General features: G+C 58.0%; 10 protein-coding genes. 6 read left to right on the forward strand and 4 right to left on the reverse strand.

The features are described from left to right. Nucleotides 1–35: 35 nt before the first annotated feature. The gene (locus tag TU76_RS02980) at nucleotides 36–941 is read left to right on the forward strand and encodes a LysR family transcriptional regulator (protein WP_048351059.1); all 906 of its coding nucleotides are present in this window, start codon (nucleotides 36–38) and stop codon (nucleotides 939–941) included. Nucleotides 942–1256: 315 nt separating this feature from the next. Here TU76_RS02980 and TU76_RS02985 read toward each other — a convergent pair whose 3' ends face one another. Then, complete coding sequence (locus TU76_RS02985; protein WP_048351060.1) at nucleotides 1257–2138, reverse strand: helix-turn-helix domain-containing protein; 882 nt, start codon at nucleotides 2136–2138, stop codon at nucleotides 1257–1259. Nucleotides 2139–2312: 174 nt separating this feature from the next. Between TU76_RS02985 and pobA the strand changes: the two genes are divergently transcribed. Next, nucleotides 2313–3497: a 4-hydroxybenzoate 3-monooxygenase gene (pobA, locus tag TU76_RS02990; protein WP_019827787.1), complete on the forward strand. Its 1185-nt coding sequence runs from the start codon at nucleotides 2313–2315 to the stop codon at nucleotides 3495–3497. A 59-nt stretch (nucleotides 3498–3556) separates the two neighbouring features. Beyond that, the gene (locus TU76_RS02995; protein ID WP_048351061.1) at nucleotides 3557–5074 is read left to right on the forward strand and encodes an MDR family MFS transporter; all 1518 of its coding nucleotides are present in this window, start codon (nucleotides 3557–3559) and stop codon (nucleotides 5072–5074) included. 15 nt (nucleotides 5075–5089) lie between these two features. On the opposite strand, the gene TU76_RS03000 is transcribed toward TU76_RS02995, so the two are convergent. The 3 genes from TU76_RS03000 to TU76_RS03010 all read right to left on the reverse strand — a co-directional run bounded on the left by TU76_RS03000 (nucleotide 5090) and on the right by TU76_RS03010 (nucleotide 8158). After that, on the reverse strand, nucleotides 5090–5911 hold the full coding sequence (locus tag TU76_RS03000; RefSeq protein WP_019827789.1) for a hypothetical protein: 822 nt from the start codon (nucleotides 5909–5911) through the stop codon (nucleotides 5090–5092). Between the two features lie 36 nt (nucleotides 5912–5947). Then, nucleotides 5948–6946, reverse strand: a complete 999-nt coding sequence (locus tag TU76_RS03005; protein ID WP_048351062.1) for an NAD-dependent epimerase/dehydratase family protein — start codon at nucleotides 6944–6946, stop codon at nucleotides 5948–5950. Nucleotides 6947–7243: 297 nt separating this feature from the next. After that, a complete protein-coding gene (locus TU76_RS03010) occupies nucleotides 7244–8158 on the reverse strand; it encodes a LysR family transcriptional regulator ArgP (protein WP_019827791.1) in 915 nt (304 codons plus the stop codon). 109 nt (nucleotides 8159–8267) lie between these two features. On the opposite strand from TU76_RS03010, the gene TU76_RS03015 reads away from it, so the two are divergent. From TU76_RS03015 to TU76_RS03025, 3 genes are all read left to right on the forward strand, one after another. Further along, nucleotides 8268–8870 (forward strand): LysE/ArgO family amino acid transporter, encoded by a 603-nt coding sequence (locus tag TU76_RS03015; protein ID WP_019827792.1) that lies wholly within the window; start codon nucleotides 8268–8270, stop codon nucleotides 8868–8870. Nucleotides 8871–9086: 216 nt separating this feature from the next. Next, a complete protein-coding gene (locus TU76_RS03020) occupies nucleotides 9087–9683 on the forward strand; it encodes a superoxide dismutase (RefSeq protein WP_019827796.1) in 597 nt (198 codons plus the stop codon). A 257-nt stretch (nucleotides 9684–9940) separates the two neighbouring features. Then, nucleotides 9941–11992: a putative bifunctional diguanylate cyclase/phosphodiesterase gene (locus TU76_RS03025; RefSeq protein ID WP_019827797.1), complete on the forward strand. Its 2052-nt coding sequence runs from the start codon at nucleotides 9941–9943 to the stop codon at nucleotides 11990–11992. The last annotated feature ends 81 nt before the right edge of the window (nucleotides 11993–12073 follow it).

The raw sequence follows: 12073 nt of genomic DNA on the forward strand, positions 1-12073 counted from the left end.
CTTGAACATAGTTTGTTTCAGATATCGGGCAGATCATGGATCGTCTTATTGCAATGCGGGTGTTTGTGACTGTCGTCGACCTCGGCAGCCAGTCGGCGGCGGCCGATCACCTGGATCTGTCACGCCCGGTGGTGTCGCGCTATCTGGCGGAGCTGGAAGAATGGGTAGGTGCACGCTTGATGCACCGCACCACGCGCAAGTTGAGCCTGACCGCTGCGGGCAATGAGACCCTGCCCCGCTGCCGACAACTGCTGGAGCTGGCTGATGACATGCAGGCCGCGGTGGATGTACCCACCGACGCCCCCCGAGGGCTGCTGCGCATCAGCGTCAGTACGTCGTTCGGACAGGCGCAACTGGCGGCGGCAGTGACTGACTATGTGCGGCTTTATCCGCAGGTCAGCATTGACCTGCAAATGCTCGACCGCACCGTAAACCTGGTGGACGAGCGCATCGACCTGGCAATTCGCACCAGCAATGATCTGGACCCGAGCCTGATCGCCCGCAAGCTGACCGTTTGTCGTTCGGTGCTCTGTGCATCCCCGGCGTATTTACGCGAACACCCGGCGCCGCAGCTGGTCGACGAGCTAAGCCGGCATAACTGCCTGACCCATACTTATTACGGCAAAAGCCTGTGGCATTTTACCTGCCTCGGTGAGGAGGTCTCAGTACCCGTACAAGGCAATATCAGCGCCAACGAAGCCAGCACTTTATTGAGCGCCACACTGTCTGGTGCAGGGATTTCGTTGCTGCCCAGCTACCAGGCCGGGGTGTATGTGCAACGGGGTGAACTGGTGCGCTTGCTGCCTGACGCAGAACCGCGCCTGATGAACATTTACGCGGTGTATGCCTCGCGCAAACACATGCCGGCCACATTGCGCAGCATGCTCGACTTTCTCGCTGAACGTTTTAGCGACGAACCCGCGTGGGACCGGGATCTGTAGCTGCGGGAGTGCAAACATCAGTCGCCTAGTCCATTTGAGGGATGAAGCCGAGGAGAACCACTCGTACAACTGACATGGCAAGAACCTAGGTCTGAACTAGCCTCAAAGCTATGACGTCAGGGAGCCAATGCCATGACTACTAAAACAAAAACAAGATGTATGACCGTGTTTGTCGTTTTTGCTGCCGCTGTACTGTTTGCAGGCGCTTGTTACCGCGCTGAGCAAACCCGGCAAGCATCCGGATTGATCGCCAGTTGCAATGGCGCGCACTGCAATGCTCTGTTCAGCGCTCTGAGGTAAGGAAGCCCCGGAGCATCAGGTCGGGCTGATGCCGTCAGCCCGACCTGTTCGAAAGGCACTAGGGGAAGTTCCGCTCAGACGCCGGAAAAACCGCGCAAAATAGGCCGGATCAACAAACCCCAGACTGTCAGCCACCTCGCTGATGGTCATTGGCGTGTAAATCAAATGCCGCTTGGCTTCCAATAAAATGCGTTGATGGATGATCTGCAATGCCGACTGCCCCGCCAGTTCGCGACAGATGCTGTTCAAGTGCGCCACAGAAATACCCACCTGATGCGCCAGTTGCTCAACACTCGGTTGCTCGCGAAACAGTGCCTCGACCCGTTGGTTGAACACGCTCAGGTACTCACGCCCCCGTGATGGCAGCTGCTGGGCTTCACGGCGCTGAATCACCTGACGGGCGACCCACACCAGCAGCACGCTGATCAGCGATTGCAAAAGCATGTCGCGGGCGGGCTGTGCGCCGACGTACTCGCTTTGCAGTTCGCTGAACAGATTATTGAGGTAATCACGATCCTTGCCTGCCGGGTAACTGGCGACTCGTTGCAACAAGCTGACTGAGCCTCCCAGTTGCGCTTGCAGTTGAGCCACCAACGGAGCCGCCAACGTCAGTACAAACCCTTCGACGTTCGGCGAAAACTGAAACCCGTGCACGGACAGTGGCGGGATTATCTGAATGGCCGATTGCTCCAGGATATGACGCTGACCTTCGACCTCAACCTGCGCACGACCCGTGTGTACATAGAGTAACTGGCACAGATCGGCATGCCGATGAGGGCGGATTTCCCAGTCGTGGACGCGGCTGCGCAGCGAGATGGTTTCGCAGTGCAACAGGTCGGGGCCAAGCCAGTCTTGCTGCTCGCCGTAGAGTTTGAACACCGGAATTGAAGGATTCATGGGCGCCAGGTCTGAAGTTCTTTCTGAAAGCCGATAATCGCACCGATTAGCGAAAAGTACCGGTAATGACGTGGTTATCACCTTCTATTGCTTCTCTCGCAAGCGAAAAATACAGGCACAAATGAATAAGAACCCTCTCGTCCCACAGGGTCGAGGCTGCTCGAGAGAACAATAATGAGAACTCAAGTCGCTATTATCGGCGCTGGACCTTCGGGCCTGCTGCTGGGTCAACTGTTGCATAACGCCGGAATCGACAACGTCATCATCGAGCGCCAGACCGGTGAATACGTCCTGGGGCGGATTCGCGCCGGGGTACTGGAGCAAGGCATGGTCGATCTGCTGCGCCAGGCTGGGGTAAGTCAGCGTATGGACGCTGAAGGGCTTGTCCATGATGGTTTTGAACTGGCTCTGGATGACCGCCAGGTGCATATCGACCTCAAGGGTCTGACCGGCGGCAGAACGGTGATGGTCTACGGCCAGACCGAAGTGACACGCGATCTGATGGCCGCGCGCGAAGAAGCCGGGGCACAGACCCTGTACAGCGCCAGCAACGTTCAGCCCCACGGAATGAAAACCGATGCGCCTTACGTCACGTTCGACAAAGATGGCGAAAGCTGGCGCCTGGACTGCGATTACATTGCCGGCTGCGATGGTTTTCACGGCGTGGCGCGTCAGTCGATTCCCAGTGATGCCCTGAATATCTTCGAACGTGTTTATCCCTTCGGCTGGCTCGGCGTACTGGCCGATACACCGCCGGTCAACGACGAACTGGTCTATGCCAAACACGAGCGTGGCTTTGCCCTGTGCAGCCAGCGCTCGGCTACCCGAAGCCGTTATTACCTGCAGGTCCCGGTACAGGAAAAGGTCGAGGACTGGTCTGATCAGCGGTTTTGGGACGAACTGAAAACCCGCCTGCCCAAGGCGCTGGCTGAGCGTTTGATCACCGGGCCTTCCATCGAAAAAAGCATCGCGCCTCTACGCAGTTTTGTGGTCGAGCCGATGCAGTTCGGGCGCCTGTTTCTGGTGGGCGACGCCGCGCATATCGTGCCGCCGACCGGGGCCAAAGGTTTGAACCTGGCAGCCAGCGATGTCAGCACACTGTTCAATATCTTGCTCAAGGTCTACGGCGAGGGTCGTACCGATCTGCTGGAACGCTATTCCGAGGTGTGCCTGCGGCGCATCTGGAAGGCTGAACGGTTCTCGTGGTGGATGACGTCAATGCTGCACCGTTTTCCCGACAACGACGGATTTAGCCAGCGTATTGCTGACAGTGAACTGGCGTATTTCGTCGACTCCGAGGCGGGGCGTACCACCATTGCAGAAAATTACGTGGGACTCCCTTACGAGGCTATCGAATAGCAGGCTATCGAGTAGACTAGCGGCACTCCGCCACAGGTTTGCCGCCCAAAGGTGTTTTCGTGACCAGCCTGAATCCTCCCCCTCAGACAAAGCCCGCCATTCGCAGCATTCTGATCGCCCTGATGCTGGCGATTTTCCTGGGGGCGCTGGATCAAACCATTGTCGCCGTCTCCATGCCCGCCATTTCCGCCCAATTCAAGGATGTCAGCCAACTCGCGTGGGTGATCTCGGGCTATATGGTGGCCATGACCGTGGCCGTGCCGATCTACGGCAAACTCGGTGACTTGTACGGCCGCAGGCGCCTGATGCTGTTTGGCATGGGGCTGTTTACCCTGGCCTCGCTGTTTTGCGGGCTCGCGCAGAACATGGAGCAACTGGTACTGGCGCGGATCATTCAGGGCATTGGTGCTGGCGGGATGATCTCGGTGAGCCAGGCGATCATTGGCGATATCGTGCCCCCTCGCGAACGCGGACGCTATCAGGGTTATTTCAGCAGCATGTATGCGCTGGCCAGCGTTGCCGGCCCCGTGCTGGGCGGCTACATGACCGAGTATCTGTCATGGCGCTGGGTATTTTTAATCAATTTGCCACTGGGGCTTGCGGCCTTGTGGATCTCCCATCGCACGCTGGTTGGGTTGCCTGTCCCGCAACGCAAACCGATTATTGACTACCTGGGCACGATGCTGATGATCGTAGGCCTGACGTCACTGTTGCTGAGCATCACGTTTATCGGCCAGGGACACAGCTGGCGCGATGATCAGGTCGCCGGGTTTCTGGCCGTTGCGCTGATCGCGCTGGGACTGTTTGTGTGGCACGAACGCCGCACGACAGAACCTTTGTTGCCCATGCACCTGTTTGCCAATCGCAATGCAGTGCTGTGCTGGTGCACAGTGTTTTTCACCAGTTTCCAGGCCATTTCCCTGATTGTGCTGATGCCGTTGCGTTATCAGAGCATCACCGGCGCGGGTGCCGACAGCGCGGCCCTGCACCTGCTGCCTCTGGCCATAGGTTTGCCGATGGGAGCGTATTTTGCCGGGCGCATGACCTCGGTAACCGGGCGTTACAAACCGATGATTTTAAGCGGTGCGGTGCTGATGCCCCTGTCCATCCTCGGGATGGCTTTCAGCCCGCCGAGCGCCGAGTTGTTGAGTGGCGTGTTCATGCTTTTGAGCGGGATCGCTGGTGGCATGCAATTTCCGACCTCGCTGGTGGGGGCGCAGAACTCGGTGCAACAACACGACATTGGCGTGGCGACCAGCACCACCAACCTGTTTCGCGCGCTGGGCGGTGCGATGGGGGTAGCCTTGATGTCGGCCCTGCTGCTGGCGTTGCTGCATGACTCACTGCTGGCACCTGCTGGGGGCCAGCCACTACTGGGAGAAGGCAGCTCGGGCAATGTGTTGCTGGACGGCTTGAACGCCGTACAAGGCCCGGCCCTGGATGACCTGCGAGCAGAACTGCTGGTGACCTTCCGCCACCTGCTGACCATCAGCGCAGCGGTTTCACTGCTGGGGCTGACAGCGGCGCTGGCGATGCCCAATCAGATACTGCGCGGGCGTGAAGACAAGGCGCTGTAGGGGGCGTGTGGAGACTTACGGCCGCGCGCTGATCTGCTTCTGCAAGTTCTGAATCTGGCTTTGCAAGGTGTTGATGTTGCGCGTCATCTGGGCACGGAACACATCAAACTCAGCGGCATTGGCGCCCTGGGCAGGTGCTGGTCGGTTTTCCAGCTCACTTTTGAGCACGATCATGTCTTGTTCAAGGCGCTCTACCGCAGCGCTCGGGTTGCCTTGTTTTTTCAGGGCTGCCACGTCCACAGCCTGTTGCGCGACACTTGCTTTAAGCGTCGACAATTCAGTACCTAAACCTTTCAACTCGGCTTCGAGCCTGGCCTGGGTTTCTTTCTGCGCCGTCACCTGAAGCACCATCGCCGCATTGATCTGCTCAAAGCGCTGATCCAGCTCGCCCTGCTGGCCCGCCACAACGCCCTGCTGACGCTTGCTCTGCTCAAGGAGCTGCTCTTCAAGCTGCTTGATCTGCAACTTCAAGGCTTCACTGCCATTGTTGATGCTCGACTCGCTGGCCACCACCTTGCCGGAAATCGCCTGTAACCGCCCCGCCGCATCTTCACTGATGCGGGCAAAACTTTCCTGGGTCGCCACCAGTTGCTGCTCCATCAGTGAGATCTGCTGAAAGCTCCACCAGGCAAGCCCGCCCACGGCAAACAGCAAGGCACAGATCAACGTCCACAGAGGCCCGGTACTCGGGCCCTTGACCTTGATCACCGGGGTATTTCGTGAATAAACCGTGGTGCGCTCACGAGCACCGTCAGTGGGCGCCAGCTCATCATGATCATGGGCTTCAGCGCGCAAGGTCGGGACATGTTCAAAGTCGTCGCGGGCATCGTTACGCATGGTAAACCTTCAAAAATAGCGCTCAGTTACAAGCATTTATCGGTACGGCGATTCCTGAGCTTTCCACCAGCCGCAGAACTCATCCAGTGCGGCCCACAGACTGACCTTGGGGTCGTAGTCGAGGTAATGCCGGGCACGGCTGATGTCGAGGGTAAAGTCTTTGTCCATGATCTGCACGCCCAAACGCGAACGTGATGGTGCGGGCTGACCCGGCCACAGCTTGCAGCCGACTTCGTTAAGGGCTCCCAGACTGTAGGCCAGGCCGTAGCCGCGATAACGGGTGACTTGCGGCACGTTCATCTGGCGCATCACATAATTGACCACATCCCAAAACGGAATTGGCGTGCCGTTACTGATGTTGTAAGCCCTGCCCAATGCCGATCCCGTGTTCAGCAAACTGCTCATCAACGCCTCGTTGAGGTTTTGCACACTGGTGAAGTCGACCTTGTTCAGTCCGTTGCCCACGATGGCCAGGCGACCTTTACGTTGCAGCTTCAACAAGCGCGGGAACAGGCTCATATCCCCTGCCCCCGTGACAAAGCGCGGCCGCAGGGCAATCACTTCAAGACCGAACTCCTGGGCACCAAATACCTTTTGCTCCGCCAGATTTTTGGTCGCGGCATAAGGGTGCCGAAAACGCCGGGGCAACTGCTCTTCAGTGAGGTCGGTGCGGGAACGGCCATCGAAGTACAGGGACGCAGAGGATAAATGCACCAAGCGCCGCACCCGCTGCTTCAAGCAGGCCTCGACTACGTTCTCGGTCACCAGCACGTTGTCGCGGTGGAAGTCCTGATAACGCCCCCAAGCGCCCATATGGTCCGCACAATGCACCACAGCGTCGACATCGACGCACAGGTCACGCACCAGCAAGCCATCGGTCAAATCACCCGGGATAAATTCAGCCCCACGCCGCACCAGGTGTTCAACACCCTCAGCCCGTCGCCCGCTGACCCGTACGTCAAAGCCCTGCTCCAGGGCAAAACGCGCAAAGCGCCCGCCGATAAAGCCGCTCGCGCCGGTGACCAGAATCTTCATCAATCACTCCAAATGCTGTAATTCTTGCTGCTTGCTCTTTAAACGCCGGTTATCAGGCCAAAGGCATAGGGCCTGTTGACGTTTCATTGCGAACCGCGTCGCTGGGTAAAATTTTGCCAGGCAAGGCGCAGGGCGCCGAGAATGGTTGTTCCCTTCTCAAGCCCTGCAACGCAGCCTGGCGAAATTTGACACGCGACCCGAAGGGACGCTACTCCACGTGGCGCAGGGCAGCGTTGCTCGCAGCTTATTTGGAACAACCAAACTACGCTACTCGCGCCTTGCCCTGCACCACGTGGACTAGCGTCGCGGCCGCAATGAAACGTCAACAGGCCCTAACCAGCGGGACGCCGAACGAGATAAATGTTCAGTCAGTTGACTCAGCAGTTGTCCGCCATTACGCCAATGATGCCAGTACAGTGGCACGTCGATGGGTTTATCTGGCAAAAGCTCTACCAGCATTCCACGTTCAAGCTGTTCGCGTACCTGCAGCTCAGGCACCAGCCCCCACCCCAGACCTGCCTCGGCCAGGCGGATAAATCCTTCGGAGGACGGGCACAAATGGTGCTCAAATCCACCGTCTACGCCCAGTGCGGCCAGGTAACGATGCTGCAGAAAGTCATCCGGGCCGAACACCAGCGCGGGGGTTTTTGACAGCAACGCTGCACTCACGCCATCAGGAAAATGCCGTGCAATAAAAGCCGGGCTCGCCAATGCCCGATAGCGCATGGCCCCCAGCAGTACGCTGCGGGCTCCGGCCACCGGCCGTTCACTGGCACACAGGCAGGCAGCCACTTCACCGGCGCGCATGCGTTTGAGGCCAACGGTCTGATCCTCAACCACCAGGTCCAGCAAGAGGTGCTGCTCGGCACAAAAATCACCCACCGCCGGTGCCCACCAGGTGGCCAGGCTGTCGGCATTCAAGGCGATGCGCAGGCGTTCGGGCAAGCCTTCATCGTCCAGCGCCGGCACGGCACTTTGCAGGTCACGCTCCAGCAAGCGTACTTGCTGCACATGGTTGAGCAAGCGCCGGCCAATCTCGGTCGGAGTCGGCGGCGTGGCGCGGATCAGCACCGGCTGACCGATGCGCGCTTCCAGCAACTTGATGCGCTGGGAAATGGCCGATTGTGACAAACCCAGTACCTGCGCGGCCCGTTCAAATCCGGCTTGTTCTACTACCGCGGCCAGGGCCGAGAGCAATTTATAGTCGAACATCAGTTTTCCTAATGAGCGATCAGCAATATTGGTTTTTCTTATACATCCAAGGGCCGGACAATAGCCAGCAGCAACCTTCCCCCCGCCTGCAATTCGACGAGTAATCCTTATGTGGCAAAGCTACCTCAATGGCCTGTTGGTCGCGTTCGGCCTGATCATGGCCATTGGCACCCAAAATGCCTTCGTGCTCGCACAAAGCCTGCGTCGTGAACACCATCTGCCCGTGGCGGCGTTTTGTGTTGTGTGCGATGCCTTGCTGGTGGCGGCCGGGGTCTTTGGTCTGGCGACCCTTCTGGCGCAAAACCCGGTGTTGCTCGGCGTTGCACGATGGGGTGGCGCGGTGTTTTTGCTGTGGTACGGCACGCAAGCATTGCGTCGTGCGTTCTCCAAATCCAGCCTTGAACAGTCCGCCGGCCAGACCGCCCGCTCACTCAAGGCGGTGATGCTCAGCGCACTGGCTGTCACACTGCTCAATCCTCACGTCTACCTCGATACCGTTTTGCTGATTGGCTCACTCGGCGCACAGCAGAGTGTGCCCGGTGCCTATGTGGTGGGCGCGGCCAGTGCTTCGCTGATGTGGTTTTTCACCTTGGCTCTGGGCGCCGCATGGCTTGCGCCGTGGCTGGCACGGCCAAATACCTGGCGCGTACTGGACCTGCTGGTGGCGGTGATGATGTATGCCGTGGCGGTGCAATTGATCGTTTCGGGCTAAGACAAGAACCTGCGGGAGCCGGGCTTGCGCAGGTCACAAAAAAATCGCCAGAAGTGCTGAAACGTCTATCCCACACAGTTGTCGCGTGGTTATGCCTTCACCCCGGTGCTATGATCCAGCCCCTGCGCCGCAAAGAGTAAAAACTCATCGGCGCGTGTTTGGCCGCCCGTGATCGGCCTTGCGCTCATCGCAACTGACCTGATTAGGAGAATCATCATGGCTTTCGAATTGCCGCCGCTGCCGTACGCACACGATGCCCTGCAGCCGCACATCTCCAAAGAAACCCTGGAGTTTCACCACGACAAGCACCACAACACCTACGTCGTGAACCTGAACAACCTGGTGCCAGGCACCGAGTTCGAAGGCAAAACACTGGAAGAGATCGTTAAAACCTCTTCGGGCGGTATCTTCAACAACGCCGCTCAGGTCTGGAACCACACGTTCTACTGGAACTGCCTGGCGCCAAACGCCGGCGGCGAACCAACCGGCGCGCTGGCTGATGCCATCAACGCTGCCTTTGGCTCGTTCGACAAGTTCAAGGAAGAATTCAGCAAAACCTCCATCGGCACCTTCGGCTCCGGCTGGGGCTGGCTGGTGAAGAAAGCAGACGGTTCCCTGGCCCTGGCCAGCACCATCGGCGCCGGCAACCCGCTGACCAGCGGCGACACCCCGCTGCTGACCTGCGACGTTTGGGAACACGCTTACTACATCGACTACCGCAACGTACGTCCGAAGTATGTTGAAGCGTTCTGGAACCTCGTTAACTGGAAGTTTGTTGCTGAGCAGTTCGAAGGTAAAGCCTTCACTGCCTAAGCCTGACTCCAGGTAAAAAAACCCGGCATTGCCGGGTTTTTTTTGGTCCGATTTAAAGTTCCAAAAGAGCCGCCCGCCGAGTTCGGGCCAGCTAGTATGAAAGCGTTGTATTTTTTAAATGAGCACCTCAAGTTCGAAGTGAAAATACCGACACAGTAGCGATCGTGAGCACTGCGTATTTATTGCTTCTACACCTGTAATAAATCGTCCATCTACAAGGCCACAGGCAACATCGGCAAGGAACAGGGAAAAGTGCTTTGAAGCTGCAATTCAAGAACAGCTTGTCACTGAAGTTGCTCCGCATCGCACTGCTGTCGGCAGTCGTCGTAGGAGGGGTACTGAGCTGCGCGCAAATTGTCTTTGACGCCTACAGAGTCCGGCAGGCTGTCACACTAGATGCCGAACGTATCCTCGACATGTTTCGCGACCCTTCGACCCAGGCGCTGTATAGCCTGGACCGTGAAATGGCCTTGCAGGTCATCGAAGGCATGTTCCAGGATGGGGCCGTGCGCAAGGCTTCTATCGGCCATCCCAATGAACCCGCCCTCGCCGAAAAATCACGGCCGCTGCAAGACTCATCGAGCCGCTGGGTGACCGATCTGATCTTGGGTAAAGAGCACACTTACAGCATTCCTTTGGTGGGCAAGGGTCCGTACAGCGAGTACTACGGCGACCTGAGCATTACCCTCGACACCGCCAGCTACGGTGAAGGTTTATTGGCCGACTCAGCCGTCATGCTGCTCTCGGGACTGTTGCGCGCCCTGCTCATGGGGCTGGTGCTGTACTCGGTGTATCAATGGTTGCTGACCAAGCCGCTGTCCAAAGTCATCGGGCACTTGACCAGCATTAACCCGGACCGTCCCAGCGAGCATGTAATCCCTCTGCTCAAAGGTCACGAGCACAACGAGCTGGGCGTATGGGTCAATACTTCCAATCAGTTGCTCGCTTCGATTGAACGCAATAACCGTTTGCGTCACGAGGCAGAAAGCTCCTTGCTGCGCATGGCTCAGTATGACTTCCTGACCGGCCTGCCCAATCGCCAGCAACTGCAGGGTCAACTGGACAAGATCCTTACCGATGCTGGCCGCTTGCAGCGCCGCGTGGCGGTGCTCTGCGTGGGGCTGGACGACTTTAAAGGCATCAACGAGCAGTTTGGCTATCAGACCGGCGACCAGTTGCTGCAGGCTCTGGCCGATCGCTTACGCGCCCACAGCGGAAGCCTCGGCGCGTTGGGGCGCCTGGGTGGCGATCAGTTTGCGCTGATTCAGGCCCAGATCGATCAGCCCTACGAAGCTGCCGAGCTGGCCCAGAGCATTCTGGATGACCTGGAATCACCGTTTTGCCTTGACCAGCAAAACATCCGCTTGCGCGCCACTATCGGCATCACGCTGTTTCCCGAGGATGGAGACACCACCGAGCAGTTGCTGCAAAAAGCCGAGCAAACCATGACCCTGGCCAAGAGTTACTCGCGCAGCCGTTATCAGTTTTATATCGCCAGCGTGGACCGCGAAATGCGGCGGATGCGAGAGCTGGAAAAAGACCTGCGTGATGCCCTGCTATGCAATCAGCTCTACCTCGTCTATCAGCCCCAGATCCGTTACAGCGACCATCGCGTGGTCGGTGTCGAAGCCCTGTTGCGCTGGCAGCACCCGGTCCACGGCATGGTCCCGCCCGATCTGTTTATCCCGCTGGCCGAGAAAAACGGCAGCATCATTGCCATTGGCGAATGGGCAATGGACGAAGCCTGCCGCCAGTTGCGCGAATGGCATGATCAAGGCTTCAGTGAGCTGCGCATGGCGGTCAATCTGTCCACGGTGCAGTTGCACCACGTCGAACTGCCGCGTGTGGTTAACAACCTGCTGCAGCGTTACCGCTTGCCGCCGCGCAGCCTGGAACTGGAAGTCACCGAAACCAGCCTGATGAAAGACATCAGCACCGCCGCCCAGCACTTGCTGAGCCTTCGCCGCTCCGGCGCGTTGATTGCGATTGATGATTTCGGTACCGGCTATTCGTCATTGAGTTACCTCAAAAGCTTGCCGTTGGACAAAATCAAGATCGATAAAAGCTTTGTTCAGGACCTGATTGACGACGGCGACGACGCCACTATCGTGCGCGCCATCATCCAGCTGGGCAAAAGTCTGGGCATGCAGGTTATTGCCGAAGGTGTTGAAACCGTTGATCAGGAAGCCTACGTCATTGGCGAGGGCTGCCATGAGGGCCAGGGCTATCTGTACAGCAAACCCCTTGGCTCGCGGGAGTTGGTCGCTTATCTCAAGCAGGCCAAACGTGACGAGACCGTCAATATGTAAATCCATATTTCGAGATTCGGGAAAGATCCAGTACAGGCCGGTGGTAAATAAGAAATATTTCCAACAGTAACTCTTTACACA

This window comes from Pseudomonas psychrophila, from assembly GCF_001043005.1.
GTDB lineage: Bacteria > Pseudomonadota > Gammaproteobacteria > Pseudomonadales > Pseudomonadaceae > Aquipseudomonas > Aquipseudomonas psychrophila.

Bases quoted from the DNA above. Each gene is read 5' to 3' on its own strand.
- TU76_RS02980 (WP_048351059.1), top strand. From the start codon at position 36: ATGGATCGTCTTATTGCAATGCGGGTGTTTGTGACTGTCGTCGACCTC.
- TU76_RS02985 (WP_048351060.1), bottom strand. From the start codon at position 2,138: ATGAATCCTTCAATTCCGGTGTTCAAACTCTACGGCGAGCAGCAAGAC.
- pobA (WP_019827787.1), top strand. From the start codon at position 2,313: ATGAGAACTCAAGTCGCTATTATCGGCGCTGGACCTTCGGGCCTGCTG.
- TU76_RS03000 (WP_019827789.1), bottom strand. From the start codon at position 5,911: ATGCGTAACGATGCCCGCGACGACTTTGAACATGTCCCGACCTTGCGC.
- TU76_RS03005 (WP_048351062.1), bottom strand. From the start codon at position 6,946: ATGAAGATTCTGGTCACCGGCGCGAGCGGCTTTATCGGCGGGCGCTTT.
- TU76_RS03010 (WP_019827791.1), bottom strand. From the start codon at position 8,158: ATGTTCGACTATAAATTGCTCTCGGCCCTGGCCGCGGTAGTAGAACAA.
- TU76_RS03015 (WP_019827792.1), top strand. From the start codon at position 8,268: ATGTGGCAAAGCTACCTCAATGGCCTGTTGGTCGCGTTCGGCCTGATC.
- TU76_RS03020 (WP_019827796.1), top strand. From the start codon at position 9,087: ATGGCTTTCGAATTGCCGCCGCTGCCGTACGCACACGATGCCCTGCAG.